This is a genomic window from Ruminococcus champanellensis 18P13 = JCM 17042 (assembly GCF_000210095.1).
In the GTDB taxonomy this organism is placed as follows: domain Bacteria; phylum Bacillota; class Clostridia; order Oscillospirales; family Ruminococcaceae; genus Ruminococcus_F; species Ruminococcus_F champanellensis.
In genome coordinates this window covers 476,551-496,667 of the sequence record NC_021039.1, presented here as the reverse complement: position 1 = coordinate 496,667, position 20,117 = coordinate 476,551, and the positions used below count along the sequence as shown (strand labels likewise).

Annotated in this window: 19 protein-coding genes; 2 read left to right on the top strand and 17 right to left on the bottom strand. The window is 56.9% G+C overall.

Annotated elements, in window-relative coordinates:
• Nucleotides 1-11: 11 nt before the first annotated feature.
• The 17 genes from ppdK to RUM_RS02095 form a co-directional block, all read right to left on the bottom strand.
• Nucleotides 12-2,642 carry a pyruvate, phosphate dikinase gene (gene ppdK, locus RUM_RS02175; RefSeq protein ID WP_015557587.1) on the bottom strand — a complete coding sequence of 877 codons (2,631 nt, stop codon included), beginning with the start codon at nucleotides 2,640-2,642 and terminating at the stop codon, nucleotides 12-14.
• Between the two features lie 215 nt (nucleotides 2,643-2,857).
• The gene (locus tag RUM_RS02170; protein WP_015557585.1) at nucleotides 2,858-3,139 is read right to left on the bottom strand and encodes a hypothetical protein; all 282 of its coding nucleotides are present in this window, start codon (nucleotides 3,137-3,139) and stop codon (nucleotides 2,858-2,860) included.
• A gap of 85 nt (nucleotides 3,140-3,224) precedes the next feature.
• A complete protein-coding gene (locus RUM_RS02165) occupies nucleotides 3,225-4,703 on the bottom strand; it encodes a DUF4340 domain-containing protein (protein WP_015557584.1) in 1,479 nt (492 codons plus the stop codon).
• Nucleotides 4,700-6,379, bottom strand: a complete 1,680-nt coding sequence (locus RUM_RS02160) for a GldG family protein (protein ID WP_015557583.1) — start codon at nucleotides 6,377-6,379, stop codon at nucleotides 4,700-4,702. Before RUM_RS02160 ends, RUM_RS02165 begins: the two co-directional genes overlap by 4 nt.
• A gap of 15 nt (nucleotides 6,380-6,394) precedes the next feature.
• Nucleotides 6,395-7,099, bottom strand: coding sequence for an ABC transporter permease (locus RUM_RS02155; RefSeq protein ID WP_015557582.1), 705 nt, complete (start codon nucleotides 7,097-7,099; stop codon nucleotides 6,395-6,397).
• Nucleotides 7,099-8,088: an ABC transporter ATP-binding protein gene (locus tag RUM_RS02150; protein ID WP_015557581.1), complete on the bottom strand. Its 990-nt coding sequence runs from the start codon at nucleotides 8,086-8,088 to the stop codon at nucleotides 7,099-7,101. The genes RUM_RS02155 and RUM_RS02150 overlap by 1 nt, the downstream gene beginning before the upstream one ends.
• Before the next feature lie 115 nt (nucleotides 8,089-8,203).
• A complete protein-coding gene (gene gltX / locus RUM_RS02145; protein WP_015557580.1) occupies nucleotides 8,204-9,649 on the bottom strand; it encodes a glutamate--tRNA ligase in 1,446 nt (481 codons plus the stop codon).
• Entirely contained in the window at nucleotides 9,646-10,575 is a 930-nt protein-coding gene (ribF, locus tag RUM_RS02140; protein WP_041326216.1) for a riboflavin biosynthesis protein RibF, read from the bottom strand. The genes gltX and ribF overlap by 4 nt, the downstream gene beginning before the upstream one ends.
• Complete coding sequence (truB, locus tag RUM_RS02135; RefSeq protein WP_015557579.1) at nucleotides 10,572-11,474, bottom strand: tRNA pseudouridine(55) synthase TruB; 903 nt, start codon at nucleotides 11,472-11,474, stop codon at nucleotides 10,572-10,574. The genes ribF and truB overlap by 4 nt, the downstream gene beginning before the upstream one ends.
• Nucleotides 11,471-12,424, bottom strand: coding sequence for a DHH family phosphoesterase (locus tag RUM_RS02130; RefSeq protein ID WP_015557578.1), 954 nt, complete (start codon nucleotides 12,422-12,424; stop codon nucleotides 11,471-11,473). Before RUM_RS02130 ends, truB begins: the two co-directional genes overlap by 4 nt.
• 19 nt (nucleotides 12,425-12,443) lie before the next feature.
• The gene (gene rbfA / locus RUM_RS02125; RefSeq protein ID WP_041326501.1) at nucleotides 12,444-12,785 is read right to left on the bottom strand and encodes a 30S ribosome-binding factor RbfA; all 342 of its coding nucleotides are present in this window, start codon (nucleotides 12,783-12,785) and stop codon (nucleotides 12,444-12,446) included.
• A gap of 68 nt (nucleotides 12,786-12,853) precedes the next feature.
• Nucleotides 12,854-13,090: a hypothetical protein gene (locus RUM_RS02120; protein ID WP_015557576.1), complete on the bottom strand. Its 237-nt coding sequence runs from the start codon at nucleotides 13,088-13,090 to the stop codon at nucleotides 12,854-12,856.
• A gap of 45 nt (nucleotides 13,091-13,135) precedes the next feature.
• Nucleotides 13,136-15,718: a translation initiation factor IF-2 gene (infB, locus tag RUM_RS02115; protein ID WP_015557575.1), complete on the bottom strand. Its 2,583-nt coding sequence runs from the start codon at nucleotides 15,716-15,718 to the stop codon at nucleotides 13,136-13,138.
• Nucleotides 15,719-15,740: 22 nt separating this feature from the next.
• A complete protein-coding gene (locus RUM_RS02110) occupies nucleotides 15,741-16,109 on the bottom strand; it encodes a L7Ae/L30e/S12e/Gadd45 family ribosomal protein (RefSeq protein ID WP_147645538.1) in 369 nt (122 codons plus the stop codon).
• Nucleotides 16,042-16,341: an RNase P modulator RnpM gene (rnpM, locus tag RUM_RS02105; protein ID WP_049775490.1), complete on the bottom strand. Its 300-nt coding sequence runs from the start codon at nucleotides 16,339-16,341 to the stop codon at nucleotides 16,042-16,044. The genes RUM_RS02110 and rnpM overlap by 68 nt, the downstream gene beginning before the upstream one ends.
• 39 nt (nucleotides 16,342-16,380) lie before the next feature.
• Nucleotides 16,381-17,442 carry a transcription termination factor NusA gene (nusA, locus tag RUM_RS02100; RefSeq protein WP_015557573.1) on the bottom strand — a complete coding sequence of 354 codons (1,062 nt, stop codon included), beginning with the start codon at nucleotides 17,440-17,442 and terminating at the stop codon, nucleotides 16,381-16,383.
• A 27-nt stretch (nucleotides 17,443-17,469) separates the two neighbouring features.
• A complete protein-coding gene (locus RUM_RS02095) occupies nucleotides 17,470-17,946 on the bottom strand; it encodes a ribosome maturation factor RimP (RefSeq protein WP_015557572.1) in 477 nt (158 codons plus the stop codon).
• 305 nt (nucleotides 17,947-18,251) lie between these two features.
• On the opposite strand from RUM_RS02095, the gene RUM_RS02090 reads away from it, so the two are divergent.
• Together RUM_RS02090 and RUM_RS02085 are read left to right on the top strand one after the other, a co-directional pair.
• On the top strand, nucleotides 18,252-19,577 hold the full coding sequence (locus tag RUM_RS02090) for an aspartate kinase (RefSeq protein ID WP_015557571.1): 1,326 nt from the start codon (nucleotides 18,252-18,254) through the stop codon (nucleotides 19,575-19,577).
• Nucleotides 19,578-19,741: 164 nt separating this feature from the next.
• Nucleotides 19,742-20,116 (top strand): GntR family transcriptional regulator, encoded by a 375-nt coding sequence (locus tag RUM_RS02085; RefSeq protein WP_015557570.1) that lies wholly within the window; start codon nucleotides 19,742-19,744, stop codon nucleotides 20,114-20,116.
• The last annotated feature ends 1 nt before the right edge of the window (nucleotide 20,117 follow it).

The following is a 20,117-nucleotide window of genomic DNA, read 5'->3' as shown; positions in this document are numbered from 1 at the left end:
GCTACTGTGACTTAGCGCAGTGCAGCCTGTGCAGCAGCCAGTCTAGCAATCGGAACACGGAACGGAGAGCAGGATACGTAGGTCAGACCCAGCTTGTGGCAGAACTCAACAGATGTGGGATCGCCGCCGTGCTCGCCGCAGATACCAACGTGCATGTCGGGACGGGTCTGCTTGCCCAGCTTGATAGCCATTTCCATCAGCTTGCCAACGCCAACCTGATCCAGCTTTGCAAAGGGATCGTTCTCGAAGATCTTAGCGTCGTAGTAAGCGTTCAGGAACTTGCCTGCATCGTCTCTGGAGAAGCCGTAGGTCATCTGGGTCAAATCGTTTGTACCGAAGCAGAAGAACTCAGCTTCCTTTGCGATCTCATCAGCAGTCAGAGCAGCTCTCGGGATCTCGATCATGGTACCAACCTCGTACTTCAGGTCAGCGCCAGCCTTTGCGATCTCCTCGTCAGCAACTGCAACCACGATATCCTTTACAAACTTGAGCTCCTTCACCTCGCCAACCAGCGGGATCATGATCTCCGGAACGATAGTCCAGTCCGGATGAGCCTTCTTCACGTTGATTGCAGCCTTGATGACAGCTCTTGTCTGCATCTTTGCAATCTCCGGATAGGTTACAGCCAGACGGCAGCCACGGTGACCCATCATGGGGTTGAACTCGTGCAGGGAAGCGATGATAGCCTTGATGGTCTCAACGGACTTGCCCTGTGCGTCAGCCAGTGCCTTGATGTCAGCTTCGTCGGTGGGTACGAATTCGTGAAGCGGAGGATCCAGGAAACGAATGGTAACCGGGTTGCCCTCCAGAGCCTCGTACAGAGCCTCGAAGTCAGCCTGCTGCATGGGCTCGATCTTAGCCAGAGCAGCTTCTCTCTCCTCAACAGTGTCGGAGCAGATCATTTCACGGAATGCAGCGATTCTGGAAGGCTCAAAGAACATGTGCTCAGTACGGCACAGACCGATACCCTCAGCGCCCAGCTCTCTTGCCTTCTTTGCGTCTGTAGGAGTATCCGCATTGGTGCGAACCTTCAGCACTCTGTACTTATCAGCCCAGCCCATGATTCTGCCGAACTCACCAGCGATGGTAGCGTCCACAGTGGGGATGATGCCGTCGTAGATGTTACCGGTGGAGCCGTCGATGGAGATAAAGTCGCCTTCCTTGAAGGTCTTGCCAGCCAGCTCGAACTTCTTGTTCTCTTCATCCATCTTGATGTCGCCGCAGCCGGATACACAGCAGGTACCCATACCACGAGCAACTACGGCTGCGTGAGAGGTCATACCGCCACGAACGGTCAGGATGCCCTGGGAAGCCTTCATACCGGTGATATCCTCAGGAGAGGTCTCCAGACGAACCAGAACCACCTTTTCACCCTTTGCGTTCCAAGCCTCAGCGTCGTCAGCAGTAAATACAACCTTACCGCAAGCAGCACCGGGGGATGCGCCCAGACCCTTGCCGATAGGCGTAGCAGCCTTCAGAGCCTTTGCATCGAACTGGGGGTGCAGCAGGGTATCCAGGTTTCTGGGATCGATCATCAGAACAGCCTTCTTCTCATCGATCATACCCTCGTCAACCAGGTCGCAAGCGATCTTCAGAGCAGCCTGTGCAGTTCTCTTACCGTTCCGGCACTGGAGCATGTACAGCTTCTTGTTCTCAACGGTGAACTCCATATCCTGCATGTCACGGTAGTGATCTTCCAGGGTTTCGCAAACCTTGATGAATTCAGCGTAAGCCTCCGGGAACTCCTGCTCCATCTTTGCGATAGGCATAGGAGTACGAACGCCGGCTACAACGTCCTCGCCCTGTGCGTTGATGAGGAACTCGCCCATCAGCTTCTTTTCGCCGGTTGCAGGATCACGGGTAAATGCAACGCCGGTACCGGACTCGTTGTTCAGGTTGCCGAATACCATGGGCATTACGTTTACTGCAGTACCCCAGGAGTAGGGGATATCGTTGTCACGACGGTATACGTTTGCTCTCGGGTTGTCCCAGGAACGGAATACAGCCTCGATTGCGAGCTTCAGTTGCTCAACCGGGTCAGAGGGGAAGTCAGTACCCAGTTGCTGCTTGTACTCTGCCTTGAACTGCTCAGCCAGGGTCTTGAGATCCTGTGCGGTCAGATCTACGTCGAACTGAACGCCCTTTTCAGCCTTCATCTTGTCGATGAGCTGCTCGAAGTACTTCTTGCCGACTTCCATAACAACGTCGGAGAACATCTGGATGAAACGTCTGTAGGAGTCATATACAAAACGCTCAAACGCCGGATCCGGGTTGCCCTTGATCATAGCGTCAACAACGTCGTCGTTCAGACCCAGGTTCAGGATGGTGTCCATCATGCCGGGCATGGATGCACGCGCGCCGGAACGAACGGAAACCAGAAGCGGATTCTTCAGATCGCCGAACTTCTTGCCGTTGATCTCTTCCATCTTCTTGACGCCTTCCATAGCCTGTGCCATGATCTCGTCGTTGATCTTGCGTCCGTCTTCGTAATACTGTGTACAAGCCTCAGTTGTGATAGTGAAGCCCTGCGGTACCGGAAGACCGATGCTGGTCATCTCAGCCAGGTTTGCACCCTTGCCGCCGAGCAGGTTGCGCATGGTCATGTCGCCTTCGCTAAACATGTAGACCCATTTGTTTGCCATTGGTAAATACCTCCATACTTTTTTGATGCCTTCCGGCATCTATTCCCCGGACCCATATGCAGAGCACAGCTGTCCGGACTTATAACTATTATACCATACCCATTCCAAAAATGCTAGGGGTTTTCCGAAAAAATTTCCCCTCTCCCAAAAAAGCCGCAGGATTCGCCCTGCGGCTTCATCGGCAGCCCTCCGCAGTCTGTGCAGAGCGGCTTTTATCAAGCTGTTTCCCGCTCTGCCCGATCCAGCCATGCCTTTGCCAGATCCAGTGCATCGTACAGGCTCTCCCGTTCCCCGGTTTTTACAATAGCCTCCATAGGATTCAGCTTTTCATCCGTGCGCATCAGATAGATTTTGATCTTGGACGCCACGTCCAGATCCTGCAGCTTCCGGGTTTCCTGGATCTGCATCCAGACCACGTACTCATCGTACATATTCCCGAAGTACAGTTCCTTGTCCTTGCGCACCAGCGGATAGCCCTTGTAGGTGAAAAAACTCATAACACTTGCCCCCTCGTTGTTTCAATACCGGTCATGCGGCATCTTCCAGGATACCACAGCAGTGCTGCGAAATCTGTCGGATCCCTTACCAGTTGAGAATAAAATCTTGATCCGTATCGTACAGATCCATGTTCTTGAACAGTGTGTCCACAAAGCTCCGGCGGCACATAAAGGCGCATACCCCGTCCACCTCAATGTAGACCTTTCTGCCCTCCGCTTCGTAGAAGGAAACGGTCTGGGTCTTTTTCCCGTCCTGCCGCTCCAGGGTGATGGTTGCCAGAGGAGCTCCCTGCACCGTTTCTCCGTTGAGGCAAAGATCCTCTGCGGCGGTTTTCAGCAGGAATACATAGAACTTCCGGAAACGCTCCGGATCTGCCTCCTTGCCGTTCAGCTGTACCTGGTAATCATCCTTGGAGGTACCGGAGCCGGTGAAGGTCATGGTTTCCCGATCCTTTGCCGTTACCGTCAGCTTGCCGATATCCCATACATAAGTGGTGAACACCAGCCCGGAGGAAATGTCACGGGGCTGTACGGAAATACAGGGCGCAGTTTCTGTGGTAAAGCTGTATGCCACGTCCACCCCGTCATAATAACCGTAATAATATACGGTATCGTCCCCTTCAAGCTGAAAGGACTTGCCGATCTTCAGTGTCTGGATCACACCGGCATCCGTGGTGACAGTCATGGTGCAGAAGGGATCCTCCAGCCCGTAGGCTTCCAGATCCGCCTGGGTCGGATGCACCTTCACCACGCCGCTGGCAGTCAGCCCGTACATGCCCACGGTAATCTTAGAGCCTCTGTCCGGGTTCACGTTGCAGGGAACCGGCTGGGTCATAATGTGGGTGGCGGTGGTGCCGCCGTTTTCTACGTTTGCGTAGAAGCTGTCGTATTTCAGCCGGATGTCATAGTCCAGATCCTTGCGCTGGATCAGAATCTCCTCCAGAATGGTGTTATCATCCTCCGCACGCTCCGGCACGATCTCCTTGCTCAGATACTCTCCCTCGCCCTTCAGGAAGGGTGACAGCTTATCGCTTGCCACCGTATACACCGTATCCTCCCCCTTGAGGGCAAAATAGGTCTGGCTGCTCAGCGGAGAAGCATTGCCAATGGAGCATGCCTTCACCGTGCCGTCCTGCATGGTCAGCGTCACCGTGGCACGGGGATTATCAAGCCCGTACTGGGCAAGATCGGAGGTATGCTCCTCCACCGTATTCACGGCAGTGACGGCAACCGCCCGGGACGCCACCGTCCGCAGCAGCACTGTGTCCACGTTCAGCCCTGCGGTATTTTCCAGGGTGTAGTTGTACACTGTATTCCCATCGTCGTCCTGGGTAGGAGCCTCTGGCAGGATCGTATAGCTGTCGGTGCCGAAGGTTACGGCAACGCTTTTGATATCCTTTTCGTCCAGCTCCCACAACAGGGTGGAATGATCCTCCTGGGAGCTGAGACTGCTGCCGGAAGCGGTACCGGAATCCGGCTCAGTCAGCTTCAGCGCAACCAATGCGCCGGACAGCAGCACCAGAACTCCGGCGCCGATGAGAATGCCCTTGGCAGTTTTGTTCATCGATTTCTTCTCCTTACAAATACAACCAGTCCGATGACCACCACGATCAGCGGGATCACCACGATCACCAGCGTCCGCAGACCGCTGAGCTGTCCCTCGGTAATGGTGATATTGGTCTGCTCCAGTGCCTTGTTGGCGATGACAATGCCGTTCTCCTTGCCTACCATCACATTGATGGCGGAAACCACATATTCCGCATTGTTATAGGATGCGCTCTGTGCCACATAGTAGTCCAGCATGGAACAGGAGGACATGACCATCAGCTGGCTGGAGTTCACGTCTTCGTTGACTGCGTTGGACTTGGTGGTAATGGTCATCAGATTCTGCACACCCTTTTCCGCATTTTCAATGTCAAAGGAGGTGGCAGTGGTGGATGCGGCTTCCTGGCTGGCGGCGGGCACATCCGTAGAATCGGAAGCGGTATCCTGCTTGGTATTCAGCGGATACAGGAATGCGGTTTCAGAGGTTTGCAGCAGCGCCAGGGTCTGCCGGTCGGTATTGGATTCAAACAACAGCCGGATGGGTCGTGCCAGAGGCGCTACAATGGGACGGGAGGTGTTGCTCAACTGTGCCCCGTAGTCGCTTTCCGCCATAACCACATTCGGCGCAGTCAGCGTACCCAGTGCGGTGCTGACGTACTGTGCCTGGGAGGAGTTGCCCTCATATACGATGGCGTCTCCCACAGAAACGCCCCATTCTGCCAGGAATGCGTCCAGATTGGGGGTATTCCCCTGCTTCACGTCCGCAATGTAGAACATATCCTTGTTCAGGCCGCCCTCGTTGTACAGGAAATCGCTGAGCTTTGTGACCATGGCTTCTGTCAGGTCATTGTAGGGTGCCGGCAGCACCACCAGGTCGTAATCCGCCGGCAGAATGTTGTCGTTCAACAGATCCACGTCGGTAATGTCGTAGCCGTTCTTGTCCAGCAGGTCATGCAGGGCGGCAACGGAATACTTGTTGGTGTCCGCATAGATGGAATTGGTACCGGCAGTCTGGACGAACGCAACCTTCTTGGGGTTGGCGTCGGTCACGCTCATAATCGCAGAGGTCAGGGACTGCTCCCCCACAAAGGTGTAGCTGGTCTTATAGGTGTAGGTGGTATAATCCGGGGTCTGCTCGGTCTGGATGATGTCCCCGAAGTCCAGCACCTTCACCCGGTCTCCGCAGGCTACGATCACATCCCCCTCCTGGAACTCACCGCTGTAGTACTGCTTGTACTCGGAGGTGATCTCCGGATGGTTGACCATATTGTAAAATTCCACGGAAATGTGCCCGTTGGAGTTCTGACGGTATTTGTCCAGGGTCTCCGGCACGATCTTCATATAATTGTTGGTGGTAAAATAGCTTTCCTCTGCCAGCACCAGGATCTTCACGTCCTTGGACAGGTTCTTCACATAGTCGATGCTGTCCTGGGAAATCTCGTACAGCTTGGAGCTGGTCAGATCCACCTTCAAGGGGTATCTGTCCATAACCACGGAAACCACTACGTTCACCAGCACCACTGCGGCAATGAACACGGCGGTGATCCCGGTGGCAAGGGCGCCATACTTGAGCTTCTTCCGGTTCTTAGGCTTTTTCGCCTGTTCCGGCTTTGCATCCTTGGGGGCGTCCTGTTTGGATTCCTTTGCAGGCTTGGTGTCCTGCTGCTTCTCCAGATCCTTTTTCTCGTTACTCATTTCGGCATTCCCTCCTTACGCCCAGCGTCTGCGCTCAAAGACGCGGACGGTCAGAAAATTGAAGATCACTGCGGTACTGATGTAAAACAGCACACTGGGCAGATTGAACAGACCGCAGGTGAATTCGTAATATCTGGTGTAGAAGGACAGGGAGGTCAGCACATGGGCAACCGCCTCAACCTTTACATAGCTTGCAACCACATCGATCATGTACAGCAGCATCAGTGCCACAAAGCCGCCTACCGCTGCGATGATCTGATTTTCCGTCAGAGCAGACACGAACAGACCCACCGCAATGAATGCAGCCCCCAGCAGGAACAGCGCCAGGAAGTTGGCGAACACGATGCCCCATGCCACTTCTCCGAAGAAGCTGAGGATCATGCCGTACAGCATCACGATGGCAATGCCGATGGTGTACAGGGTCAGTGCCGCAAAGTACTTGCCAAGCACGATCCCCGGCAGGGAAACCGGTGCCGTCAGCAGACCCTGATCGGTTTTCTGCTTCAGCTCCTCACTGAACAGCCGCATGGTCAGAATCGGGATCAGGAACACGATGACCATGAACAGGCTGGAGAACATGCCGGACATATCGGTGGTAGCACTGTACAGGCTGCTTGCATAGAAGAAGTAGCCGGCGAACAGATAGAACACTGCCAGAAAGATATATGCGATACCGGAGGAGAAGAACGCTCCGATCTCACGTCTGTAAATTGCGCCCATTATCTGGCACCCCCTTCAGAAGTCTTGGCATCCGCCGGTTTCGTGTGAATGGCAACCGCATCCCCCATAGTGATCTTCAGGAAGATATCCTCCAGGGTCATGTCGCTTGCACGCATCATGAGAATGGGCCAGTCATGCTCCCGGAGGATCCGGTTGACCTCCCGGCGGATATCCATACCCGCAGCAGCCTCCAGCTCATATTCAAACACGCCCGGCTCCCGCTCCATATCCGCACGGACATACTTGATGCCCTCGATATTCCGCAGCGCCTTGACGATCTCGTCCTTTTTGCCCTCCACCCGCAGGGTCAGCCGATGGTCGGTGGTGATATTCCTGGACAGATTGTCTGTGGTATCGTCGGCAACCACCACGCCCTTGTTGATGATGATGATCCGGTCGCACACCGCCTGGATCTCCGGCAGGATGTGGGAGGAAAGAATGACGGTATGGTTCTTCCCCAGCTTTTTGATCAGCGTCCGGATCTCCAGGATCTGCTTGGGATCCAGACCAACCGTAGGCTCATCCAGGATCAGCACCTTGGGGTTGCCCACCAGTGCCTGCGCCATGCCTACACGCTGCCGGTAGCCCTTGGACAGATGCTTGATGATCCGATCCTGCACATCCGTGACCTTGCACAGATCGCACACGTCCCGCAGATGCGCCTTCCGGGGCAGCTTGCATTTTTTCAGATCATACACGAAATTCAGATAGCCCTTGACGGTCATATCCTGGTACAGGGGCGGAAGCTCCGGCAGGTAGCCGATGTTTTCCTTTGCCTTGATGGGATCCTCCAGAATATCCACCCCGTTGATGAGCGCCTGGCCGGAGGTGGAAGAAATATACCCGGTCAGCATGTTCATGGTGGTGGATTTACCTGCGCCGTTTGGCCCCAGAAAGCCCAGTATTTCCCCATCCTCTACGGAAAAGCTGATGTCGTTGACAGCCAGCTTGTCTCCGTAGCGCTTGGTAAGGTTTTTCACCTCAATCATGTTATGTTACCTCCTGATCCTGACCGGCAGATGCCGGTCAATACATCGCACCGTTTCAGTATAGCGGTGCATTGTGATGGTTCTATGATAAGCCAGCGAAAACTAAGGCGCTTCCTTAGCCCCCCAGCTTTTCGATGCCCTTCCGGATCCGGGCAAGGGTGTCCTCCCTGCCCAGAATGGCGCAAAGCTCCACGCCGCCGCCGGGGGATACCTGCTTGCCGGACACTGCCGTGCGCACCGGCCACAGCAGCCAGCCGTTCTTGACCCCCTGCTCCGCTGCCAGCCCCATCAGTGCGTCATGAATGGCGGACTCCGTCCATTCCGGCAGAGCCTCCAGCACCGGCAGAACCATCCGCAGCGCCTGCAATGCGCTTTCCTCGGTGGTTTTCATCTTCTTGTGGCAGTACATGGCGTTGTCGTACTCCGGCAGGCTGTCGATAAAGTCCACCTGGTCGATCACGTCCGTCATCTGCTCCGTCCGGGGCTGGAGCACCTTCGCCAACACCGCAAGATCATAATCCCGGCGGGTCAGGGTCTTGTCCAGATAGGGACGGATGCTTTCCGCAAACTGCGCCGGAGACATCCGGCGGATATGCTCCGCATTGATGGCCTTCAGCTTCAGCGGATCGAAAATGGCAGGTGCCTTGGAAATGCCGGACAGGTCAAATTCAGCGATCAGCTCCGGCAGGGTATAGATCTCGTTTTCCCCCTTGGGCGCCCAGCCCAGCAGGGCGATGTAATTGACCACCGCCTCCGGCAGAAAGCCCTTGGCGATCAGATCCTCGAAGGAAGCGTCTCCGTTCCGCTTGGACAGCTTGTTGTGGGCATCCTTCATCACCGGGGCGCAGTGGATGTAATGGGGCACCTCCCAGCCGAACGCCTGGTACAGCAGATTGTATTTGGGGGTGCTGGACAGATACTCGTTGCCCCGTACCACATGGGTGATGCCCATGGTATGATCGTCCACCACGTTGGCAAAATTGTAGGTGGGCATGCCGTCGGTCTTGATGAGGATCTGGTCGTCCAGGGAGGCGTTCTCCACGGTAATATCCCCGTAGATCTCATCGTGGAAGGTGGTGGTGCCCTCCTTGGGCATCTTCTGCCGGATCACATAGGGCACGCCCGCATCCAGCTTCTGCTGCACCTCCTCCGGGGACAGGTTCCGGCAGTGACCGTCATACATGGCACCCACGCCATCCGCCTCATGCAGGCTTGCAAGCCGTTCCTTGTCGCAGAAGCAGTAGTAGGCGTCCCCCTGCTCCACCAGCTTCAGCGCATAGTCCTTGAACATGCCCATCCGCTCCGACTGCACATAGGGCCCCACCGGACCGCCGATGTCCGGGCCCTCGTCCCAGGTGATACCCGCCATCCGCAGGGTCCGGTAGATCACGTCTACAGCACCCTCCACATAGCGCTCCTGGTCTGTATCCTCAATGCGGAGAATGAAATCTCCGCCGTTCTTTCTTGCGATAAAGTAAGTGTATAAAGCCGTCCGCAGGTTGCCGATGTGCATATAGCCCGTGGGGCTGGGTGCGAACCGGGTGCGTACACGTTTGCTCATTGCTGTTCCTCCTGTTGATGTTTTGCCCCATAGTCCCGGGCAGCGGCAATATCCCTGGCAAGCTGCCGGGACAGGGCGGCGATGCCGTCAAAGCGCTGCTCCGGCCGCAGAAATGCCTTCAGGGCTACGGGTATGTCCCTGCCGTACAGGGTGCCCTCCCAATCCAGAATATAGGTTTCCCCGATGGGACAGCTGGTATCCCCGATGGTGGGGCGCATGCCGATATTGGTCACTGCCGGCACGGGACTGCCCTCCGGATATGCCACCGAGGCATAGACCCCGAACCGGGGGGTGCATTGCCCCGGGGTAAAAAACTGATTCAAGGTGGGGAAGCCCATGGTTCTGCCTAGCTGATTGCCATGCTCCACAATGCCTCCGATCCGGTAATCCCCTCCCAGAAGCCGGGCAGCCGCCTCCGGATGTCCGTCAGCCAGAAGCTGCCGGATCCGCCGGGAGGAGACCCGTTCCCCCTCCAACTGCACCGGCGGGATGCACTCCACCCGGTAGCCGTGGGACTGTCCCAGGCGGATCAGCTCCCCGGTGCCCCAGGCGGCATTTTTTCCGAAGCGGAAATCCTCTCCGCAGACTACCACCTGCGCCCGGAGCAGATCCCGCAGGATCCGTGCGGAAAAATCCTCCCCCGTCAGAGGGGCGATCTCCGGGAACAGGGGACTGTAGATCAGCTCCATACCCTGTGCCGCCAGCAACTGCTGCTTCTGGGCGTCCGTATACAGGAATTGTACCTGCCGATGCTGCTTGTAGGATATGGAGGGGGCGGAAAAGGTGAACACTGCCGGCAAAAGCCCCTCCGCCTTGTGGGCGGCGGCGGCATGCAGCACCGCCCGGTGCCCCAGATGCACCCCGTCAAACAAGCCCAGTGCCACAGCGGTGGGTCGGGGGGCTTTTCCCTGCGTCAGTACGATCACGATGCATCCTCTCCTGCGGTCAGATTCTTGTCCACCCGGAGCAAGCCCTCCTCCGTTCTGCCGATGCCGAAAAAGCAGCCCGTATCCCCGTAGATCCGGTATTTCTCCGACTGCTCCGGCAGGGTGAGCCGATCCAGGGACAGCTTGACCCCGTTCCGGTACATGCGGCTCTGGGCAGGATTCAGATGCAGGGCAGGGTATGCCGCAAACATCCGGTCAACGGGCAGCAGCAGCTCTGAAAGCGTTCCTGCGTCCCGGGCAGCCTCCACCTGGGCAAAGGTCACGCAATCCTCCAGGGTCAGACCGCAGGAGGACTGACGCTCCAGTCCGGTCATAACGCCACCGCAGCCCAGCGCCCTGCCCAGATCGTGAAGAATGGTGCGTACATAGGTGCCCTTGGAGCATGCAAGAAACAGGGTTCCGGTCTGGGATGCTTCGTCAAACTGCCGCAGCTCCAGCCGATCCATGGTAACGGTGCGGGGCTTCCGCTCCACCTCCACCCCCTGCCGAGCAAGCTCATACAGCCGCCGCCCGTCCACGGATACGGCGGAGTACATGGGAGGGATCTGACTGATTCGACCCGTAAACCGGGGCAGGAGCTCCAGCAACTGCTGCCTTGTCACCTGCCGGTCATATCGGTTGGTGACGGTGCCGGTGCTGTCCTGGGTATCGGTTTCATAGCCCAGGGCAAACCGGGCAAGATAGCTTTTCTCCTGGTTGGGGAGGATGTCACAGGCACGGGTCGCTCCGCCCACAAACACCGGCAGCACCCCGGTTGCCATAGGATCCAGGGTGCCCGCATGCCCCAGCCGCCGCATCTGCAGAATGCCCCGCAGCTTGGCGATCACGTCGAAGGAGGTGAACCCCTCCGGCTTGTACATGCATAATATCCCGTTCATAGCAGTGCCAACTCCTGCTCCACGGCTCTCACCAGGATCTCCTTCACCTGGGACAGAGTACCCCGGAGGGCGCAGCCTGCCGCCTTCACATGACCGCCGCCCCCCAACTGTCCACAGATCCGGGACACGTTGGCACGATCCGCCGAGCGCATGGAGATCTTGTAAAAGCCCGGCTCCTTTTCCTTGAGGGTCACGCCCACCTCCACGCCTTCTACCTGGAGGGGGAGTCCGGCAATGCCGTCCAGCTCTGCCTCCTCCACCTGCATCTGCCGGAGAATATCCTGGGTGACGCAGATCATGGTGCAGCGGCCGTCCAGGTAAAATTCCATGATCTCCATGACCGCACGCTCCATTTTCAGCCTGCCCAGGCTCTTGACGTCAAACATATTCCGGTTGATCCGGGCGTAGGGGAGCGCATGCTCCCGCTTGAGCTTTGCCACGATCTCGTGGGCACGGGCAGTGGCGTTTTCGTACTTGAAGCAGCCCGTATCCGTGGCGATGCCGGTGTAGATGCAGGCTGCCATGGAATCGGTCAGAGGTATGCCCAGTGCCTGGATGATCTCGTACAGCACCTGGCAGGCAGCAGAAGCATCCGGATCCACACAGACCCGGTCTGCATAGTCCGTATTGGAAATGTGGTGGTCGATGCAAAGATCCACATGCCCCTCATAGGTGCTCCGCAGATTCCCCAGAAGCTGCAGATCCGCCACATCCACCCCGATCACATACTTTGCCGGGAATTCACCGCTGTCCGGGGCAGTGAGGAAGCCGTACCGTGCCGGAATCGGCTCGGGACACAGCACCTTTGCCCGCTTGCCCATGGCATGCAGCAACTGCATCAGGGCAAATCCTGCCCCCACGCAGTCCCCGTCCGGACTCTGATGAATGAGGATATACACATCCTCGCACTGTTTCAGGCATTCTGCCGCCTGGGCGATCTCTATCCGCATACCTGTTTCCCTTTCCCGGTTATCCTTCCAGATCCCGCAGCTTCTGGTTGATCTCGGCAGCGTGGGCGATGGAATCATCCGCCACGAAATGCATGGCAGGCGCCTTGCGCATCTTCAGCCGGTGGAACAGCTCCCGCCGGATAAAGCCCTCGGCGCTGCGCAGTCCCTCTACGGACTGCTGCGCCACCGCCAGCCCCTCAAAGCTGGATACATACACCTTGCAGTGGGACAGATCGTTGGACAGATCCACCCGGACGATGCTGAGCATCTGTCCGATCCGGGGATCCTTCAGCTCCCGCAGAATGGCGGTCAGCTCCCGTTTTACGTCCTCTGCAAGCCGGTCAGATTTATAACTAGCCATAGTATCAATAGTACCCCGGCGCTGTGCCGGCAGTACGCCTCCTTTCCGGAACATCCGGCAGGGGAGCCTCAGACGTGGATGAAGTCCTCCCCGCCGGGATTGTAATAATTTTCGGTTCCCTTCTGTTCGGTGAAAAAGCCTTCCTCATCGAAAATATCCTCCGGCTCATCCACCTTGCACTCGCCGGTGACGATCCGCTTGACGGACTCGAAGAAATGAATGTCCACCGGGCCCAATTCCTCCCATGCAAGTGCTTCATTGCAGTATTGGATCATGTCACTATTGCTCATACGGCTGATTTCCATATGGATTCCTCCTTCTCCTGCTTTGATCGGGAATTTGTGCCCCGATCAGTCTTCCCGATATTCTTCCATGGTAAACGCTTCAAAAATATCTCCGGTCTTCACGTCTGCAAACTTCTCCAGGGTCACGCCGCACTCATAGCCGCTGGTAACCTCCTTGGCATCGTCCTTGAACCGCTTCAGAGAGCCGATCTTGTCGTCCGCCACGATGATGCCGTCCCGCACAACCCGGATCTCGCAGTTCCGGGTCAGCTTGCCGCTGAGTACATAGCATCCGGCAACGGTACCCACGTTGGAGATCTTGTAAACCTGGCGCACTTCCGCACGGCCCAGCTCCACTTCCCGGAACTTGGGTGCCAGCATGCCCTTCATGGCAGTGGTGATCTCCTCGATGGCATCGTAGATGATCCGGTACAGCCGGATGTCCACACCGTCCCGGGCAGCAGATTCCGCCGCAACCGGATCCGGCCGCACGTTAAAGCCAACGATGATGGCGTTGGATGCACTTGCCAGCATCACATCGCCCTCGGATACGGCGCCAACCGCACCGTGGATCACCTTGACCCGCACCTCGTCATTGGACAGCTTCTCCAGGGACTGCTTCACAGCCTCCACGGAGCCCTGTACGTCCGCCTTGACGATGATGGGCAGCTCCTTGATCTCGCCCTCGGCGATCTGGCTGAACAGGCTGTCGAGCGTCACCTTGTGGTATGCCTTGAACTGTTCTTCCTTTGCCGCATGCTTTCTCTGCTCTACCAGCTCTCTTGCCAGCCGCTCATCCGCAACCGCATTGAAGATATCCCCGGCGCTGGGCACTTCTGCCAGACCGGTGATCTCCACCGGCACAGAGGGGCCTGCGCTCTTGACTACCTTGCCCCGGAAGTTGGTCATGACCCGGACTCTGCCCACAGCAGTGCCTGCAATGATCACGTCCCCGGTATGCAGGGTACCGTTCTGCACCAGCAGGGTAGCGATGGGGCCTCTGCCCTTGTCCAGTCTGCCCTCGATGACGGTGCCCTTCGCCCGGCGGTTGGGGTTTGCCTTCAGTTCCTTTACCTCTGCTACCAGCAGGATGTTCTCCAGCAGCTCGTCAATGCCCTGTCCGGTCTTTGCAGAAACCGGCACACAAATAACGTCGCCGCCCCATTCCTCGCAGACCAGCTCGTGCTCGGTCAGCTCCTGCTTGATCCGCTCCGGATCGGCGCCTTCCTTATCGATCTTGTTGATGGCAACGATGATGGACACCCCTGCCGCCTTGGCGTGGTTGATGGATTCTACGGTCTGGGGCATGATGCCGTCGTCCGCTGCCACCACCAGGATGGCAATATCCGTAATATTTGCACCACGGGCACGCATTGCAGTAAATGCCTCATGACCCGGTGTATCCAGGAAGGTAATGGTCTTGCCGCCGTGGTTCACCTGGTATGCACCGATGTGCTGGGTGATGCCTCCTGCCTCGGATGCGGTGACATTTGCATGGCGGATCCGATCCAGAATGGAGGTCTTGCCGTGGTCAACATGCCCCATAACAACCACCACAGGGCTCCGCTCCTGCAGATCTCCTTCGTCATCCTCATCGTCTACGATCAGACGCTCCTCAATGGTGACAATGACTTCCTTTTCCACCTTTGCGCCCAGTTCCTCTGCCACCAGGGCTGCAGTGTCAAAATCGATCTCCTGGTTGATGGTTGCCATAACTCCCAGACCCATCAGCTTCTTGATGACATCTGTTACCGTGACCTTCAGCCGGGTCGCCAGCTCGCTGACCATGATGCTGTCCGGGATCATGACCTTCAGCTGCTGCTTTCTTGCCCGCTCCAGCTCCAGACGGCGCAGCTTCTCCGCCTCGGTCTCCCGCTTGTTGGAGTACTGCTGCTTCTGACGCTGCTGGGACTTCTGGTTGATCTTCTGCTTCTTGGTGGAGTAGTTTTCCTTGTGCTTGTTCTGGGGCGCGATCTGTTCATAACGCTCATTGTACTTGTCAAGCTCCACATAGCTGCCCCGGGTATCCACTGTCCGCTGCTTCTTCTCGATGACGGATTCGCTGGACATGGAGCCGATCTTCTGTCCCTGCTGGGGCTGGGACTTCTGGAGCTTCTGGGGCTTCTGCTGCTTCTGGGGCTTGGCTTCGGACATGGTCTTTTCCTTTGCCGCCGCATACCGTGCTTCATCCGGCACGGACTTTGCCTTCTGTGCCGGCTTGCTCTCCTGCTTTGCGGCAGGCTTTGCTTCGGACTTGGGTGCCGGCTTGTTTTCCTGCTTTACAGCAGGCTTTGCTTCGGACTTAGGTGCCGGCTTGCTCTCCTGCTTTGCAGCAGGCTTTGCTTCGGGCTTGGGTGCCGGCTTTGCCGCCTTCTTCGGCTCGCTCTTTGCAGCACGCTTAGGCTTTTCCTCCAGCTTGGGCGCAGGCTTCTCCGCCGGCTTGTCGTTCCGGGACTCATAGTATGCGTCAAAGCTTTCCACCTGATTTCCCTGGCTGTAACGCTCCAGCAGGTAGTTGACCTCCTGGTCCGTCAGACTGGAACCGGTCTTTTTCTTTGTTTCATCCAGCTTGGTCAGCGCTTCGATCAGCTCCTGACTCGGTACGTTCAGATCCTTTGCAAGATCACTCAGCTTTATTTTCTTCGTCATAGGCGAAACCCCCTTATGATTCTTACGGATTTACATCATCTATAGTAAGTGAGCCAGGCTCACGATTGTTTTCCTCCGGCTCCAGTAGCTGGGCAAAGCGCCGGGCAAAGCCCCCATCGCACACCGCCATCACTGCCACCTTCCGGTGAAAGCACTGCTCCAGTTGTTCCATGGTCAAGGGCGTATCCAGAACAGACACCTGCTCCGCCCACCGGAACCGGGCTTCTTTCACCGTGCGGGGAGAGGCGTCCCGGGTCAGCAGCACGCATGCCGCCTTGCCGGCTTTCACAGCATCCCCCACCGGATCAAAGCCGCAGATCAGCTTACCCGCCTTCCGGCAGATGGTCACCAGACCCAGTAGCTGCTGCAAGCTGCTGCTGCAATGCATCATACACATCTCCTTCCACCCGGCAGGAGAAGGATCTCTCCAGTCGCCTTGCCTTCTGCGCCTTTTCCAGGCATCCGGGATCCGGGCAGATATACGCCCCTCTGCCGGATTTTTTCCCGGTGGTATCCAGGGAGATCTCTCCGTCCGGCGCCTTGACCACCCGGATCAGTTCCCGCTTGGGCTTCATTTCACCGCAGCCCAGGCAGAGCCGCATGGGTATTTTCTTCGGTTTCATCCTGCGTCACAGGCTCCTGAGAGCCGTCTCCCTTCCTGATTACTCCAGCCCCTGAATGGGGTTCTCAAACTCCGGCTTGATGTCGATCTTATAGCCGGTGAGCTTTGCAGCAAGCTTTGCGTTCTGTCCCCGGTTGCCGATGGCGAGGGACAACTGGTTGTTGGGCACCACCACGGTGCAACTGCGGTTTTCCGGATCCGTAATGGTCACGCTGAGCACCTCTGCGGGAGCCAGTGCCTTTGCGATGAATTCCTCCGGCTTGTCGCTGTAGTTGATGATGTCGATCTTCTCCCCGTTCAGCTCGTTGACCACTGCTGTGATTCTGGAGCGCTTCGGGCCGATGCATGCGCCCACTGCGTCCACGTTGGGATCATGGGACTGTACGGCGATCTTGGTACGGGCACCAGCCTCCCGGGAAATTGCCATGACCTCCACAGTGCCATCATAGATCTCCGGAACCTCCAGCTCAAACAGCCGCTTGACCAGATCCCGGTGAGCACGGGAGATTTTGATGATGGGCTTCTTCTGCTTGTTGGCAATGCCGGTGATGTATACCTTGACGGACTGCCCCTCCTTGAGTACCTCGCCGGGGATCTGCTCGTTCCGGAACAGATACAGCTCCGTCTTGTCATAGATCAGGGTCACGGTGCCCCTGCCCGGCTCCACCTGGGATACGGTAGCGGTAATGCACTCGTTCTCCTTGTCCTGGAACTTGGTCAGCAGATTCTCCCGGCTGATCTCTCTCAGATCCCCCCGGATGGACTGCTTGGCAGACTGTGCCGCATTCCGGCTCAGGGATGCAGTATCCAGCTTGCATTCCACCGTGCCTCCAACCACTGCGGAAGGGTCGATGAGTCTTGCCTGGTCGATGTTGATCTCGTTGTCATCCAGGGGTTCATCGTCCACAACGGTCTTGATGATGCACAGATCAAAGGTCTTGGTCACCGGGTCAATGTCCACCCGCACGTTGTCGCCGCTGTCCGGATACGCCCGGTGTATGGCCTTTGTCATGGCGCTCTTCACCTTTTCCACCAGCAGATCGGTCTCCACGCTGTTTTCCGCCCCCAGCAAGGAAAGCGCTGCAAAAAAGTCGTTATTCATTTTGATCCATTCCTCCTATATCCTATTTCAGAAATCTTCATGCCATTTTATATGCGCAATATTCGCAAAGGGTGCTGTCACTGTCGTGTCATCCTCCAGCACAAGGCGTACCTGCTCCTTGTCAAAGGACTCCAGCGCCCCTACATATTCCTTTTGTCCTGTTTCATCCGGCCGGATCAGCCGCATCCGCACCACCGCACCGATGGAAGCGGCGAAATGGGACTCCCGCACCAGATCCCGTTCCAGTCCGGCGGAGCCTACCTCCAGAAAATACTGCTGGTCGATGGGATCCGCCTCATCCAGCAGGTCGCTGAGGGGCCGGCTCATAGCCTCACAGTCGTCAATGGAGATACCCTCATCCTTGTCGATGAACACCCGCAGGTACCAGCTTGCGCCTTCCTTTTCAAAGCGCACGTCCCAGATCACCAGACCCAGGGATTCTGCCAGAGGCGCTGCAAGCGCATAGACCTTCTGCTCCGTGGCTCCGTTTTTCTTCAGCTTCATGCAATTTCTCCTAACAAAGTGAAAGACCGGATTGCTCCGGTCTTCCTTTCTTCTATACTTCTACTAGGTATTATATCACAATCCTTCAATATTTGCAAGCAATTTTGCAAAAAATTTTGCGCCAAAGGCATGCTTTTTCGCCTGTCCGCCCGGAGCATACAAGCGTATTCACCAAAACTACAACTTCCCCGGGTGAATATTTGGCACAGATACCAATTGCTTTTGTCTGCGGGATGAATTATAATAATATGTATCATGTCTATGATACGCTCAGCGTATGTGTATAGAGAACAGGAGGCCATCCAATGGCAAACAAGGTTGTAAAATTCGGCGGCAGCTCCCTGGCGGACGCAGCACAGTTCCGCAAGGTTGCCGCAATTATTCACGCAGAGGACGCACGGCGCTATGTAGTTCCCTCCGCACCGGGTAAACGCAATTCCGCCGACACCAAGGTGACGGACATGCTCTACGCCTGCCACGAGCTTGCCCAGAAAGGGCAGGAGTTTTCCCAGGATCTGAACCGGATCCACAGCCGGTACCAGGGGATCATCGACGACCCGGGGCTGGCGTTCTCCCTGGATGATGCCTTTGCCAGAATCGCAGCGGATCTGAAGCAGGGGGCAAGCCGGGACTATGCCGCAAGCCGGGGGGAATACCTCAACGGCATGCTGCTGGCAAATTACCTGGGATACGCCTTCCTGGATGCGGCAGAGGTAATCCGCTTTGACCAGAACGGCGCCTTCCAGCTGGATGAAACCATTGCCCTGCTGCGGCAGCGGCTTTCCGGCATGGATCGGGTGGTGCTGCCGGGCTTTTACGGGGCAACCGCTGACGGTCATGTGCGCACCTTCTCCCGGGGCGGCTCCGATGTGACCGGCTCCATCCTTGCCCGGGCGGTCAAGGCGGACATTTACGAGAACTGGACGGATGTATCCGGCTTCCTGATCGCCGATCCCAGAGTGGTCAATGACCCGAAGGTGATCTCCACCATTACCTACGAGGAGCTGCGGGAGCTGTCCTACATGGGCGCCACTGTGCTGCATGAGGACGCCATTTTCCCGGTTCGGACGGCAGGCATCCCCATCAACATCCGGAACACCAACTGTCCGGATGCACCGGGCACCATGATCGTTTCCGACGACAACGACGAGGTCAGCGGCTACACCATCACCGGCATCGCCGGCAAGAAGGGCTTCTGCGCCATCAATATGCAGAAGGCCATGATGAACAGTGAGCTGGGCTTCTGCCGGAAGGTGCTGGGGGTTCTGGAGGACAACGGCGTCAACTTTGAGCATATGCCCTCCGGCATCGACACCATGAGCATCATCATCAGCGAGGCGGACATGGAAGGCAAGGAGCAGCAGGTGCTGTCCCAGATCCGGAAGGCGGTGAATCCGGATCACATAGAGGTGGAGCACGGCATCGCCCTGCTGGCAGTTGTGGGCCGGGGCATGCGGCGCACACGGGGCACGGCGGCACGGATCTTTGCGGCGCTGGCACATGCCCGGATCAACATCAAGATGATCGACCAGGGCTCCAGCGAGCTGAACGTGATCGTGGGCATCAGCGAAAGCGACTTTGCGGAAGCCACCCGGCGGATCTACGATATGTTCATCAACTCTGTGGAGTAATACGGCAATCCATTGAGAGCGTATGCAAAAGCATACGCTCTTTTTTTATTTTCCCCTTGACAGCAGGAACTGACAGTGTTATAATTGTATACATACTAGTTATACAATTTAGACTTTTCACGCCATCCGGAAGGCGGATCAGTCTTACAGGGAGTGTACACGCCATGAACATCAACATCAGCAACGCGTCCGGCGAGCCGATTTATCTACAGATCGCAAGCCAGATCAAGACCATGATCCTGGAGGGAAAGCTCCGGGCAGGGGAAATGCTCCCCTCCATGCGGAACCTGGCGCTGGAACTGCGGATCAGCTTTATGACCACCAAGCGAGCCTACGAGGAACTGGAACGGCAGGGGTTCATCGAATCCTACACCGGGAAGGGCAGCTTCGTGAAGGCGCAGAACCTGGAACTGTTCCGGGAGGAGCAGCTCAAACAGATCGAAGCCCTGCTGGCAGAGGCGGGGCAAAAGGCACAGCAGTGCGGAGTGACCATGGAGGAGCTCCATGAACTGCTGGATCTGGTGAACGGAGGAGAGTAAC

Excerpts from the sequence above, each read along its gene's own strand:
- gltX (WP_015557580.1), bottom strand. The coding sequence starts at position 9,649 with ATGAGCAAACGTGTACGCACCCGGTTCGCACCCAGCCCCACGGGCTAT.
- RUM_RS02155 (WP_015557582.1), bottom strand. The coding sequence starts at position 7,099 with ATGGGCGCAATTTACAGACGTGAGATCGGAGCGTTCTTCTCCTCCGGT.
- rnpM (WP_049775490.1), bottom strand. The coding sequence starts at position 16,341 with ATGAAACCGAAGAAAATACCCATGCGGCTCTGCCTGGGCTGCGGTGAA.
- RUM_RS02130 (WP_015557578.1), bottom strand. The coding sequence starts at position 12,424 with ATGCGGATAGAGATCGCCCAGGCGGCAGAATGCCTGAAACAGTGCGAG.
- RUM_RS02095 (WP_015557572.1), bottom strand. The coding sequence starts at position 17,946 with ATGAAGCTGAAGAAAAACGGAGCCACGGAGCAGAAGGTCTATGCGCTT.
- truB (WP_015557579.1), bottom strand. The coding sequence starts at position 11,474 with ATGAACGGGATATTATGCATGTACAAGCCGGAGGGGTTCACCTCCTTC.
- RUM_RS02165 (WP_015557584.1), bottom strand. The coding sequence starts at position 4,703 with ATGAACAAAACTGCCAAGGGCATTCTCATCGGCGCCGGAGTTCTGGTG.
- RUM_RS02110 (WP_147645538.1), bottom strand. The coding sequence starts at position 16,109 with ATGATGCATTGCAGCAGCAGCTTGCAGCAGCTACTGGGTCTGGTGACC.
- infB (WP_015557575.1), bottom strand. The coding sequence starts at position 15,718 with ATGACGAAGAAAATAAAGCTGAGTGATCTTGCAAAGGATCTGAACGTA.
- RUM_RS02160 (WP_015557583.1), bottom strand. The coding sequence starts at position 6,379 with ATGAGTAACGAGAAAAAGGATCTGGAGAAGCAGCAGGACACCAAGCCT.
- ppdK (WP_015557587.1), bottom strand. The coding sequence starts at position 2,642 with ATGGCAAACAAATGGGTCTACATGTTTAGCGAAGGCGACATGACCATG.
- nusA (WP_015557573.1), bottom strand. The coding sequence starts at position 17,442 with ATGAATAACGACTTTTTTGCAGCGCTTTCCTTGCTGGGGGCGGAAAAC.
- RUM_RS02090 (WP_015557571.1), top strand. The coding sequence starts at position 18,252 with ATGGCAAACAAGGTTGTAAAATTCGGCGGCAGCTCCCTGGCGGACGCA.
- RUM_RS02150 (WP_015557581.1), bottom strand. The coding sequence starts at position 8,088 with ATGATTGAGGTGAAAAACCTTACCAAGCGCTACGGAGACAAGCTGGCT.
- RUM_RS02120 (WP_015557576.1), bottom strand. The coding sequence starts at position 13,090 with ATGGAAATCAGCCGTATGAGCAATAGTGACATGATCCAATACTGCAAT.
- RUM_RS02170 (WP_015557585.1), bottom strand. The coding sequence starts at position 3,139 with ATGAGTTTTTTCACCTACAAGGGCTATCCGCTGGTGCGCAAGGACAAG.
- RUM_RS02085 (WP_015557570.1), top strand. The coding sequence starts at position 19,742 with ATGAACATCAACATCAGCAACGCGTCCGGCGAGCCGATTTATCTACAG.
- rbfA (WP_041326501.1), bottom strand. The coding sequence starts at position 12,785 with ATGGCTAGTTATAAATCTGACCGGCTTGCAGAGGACGTAAAACGGGAG.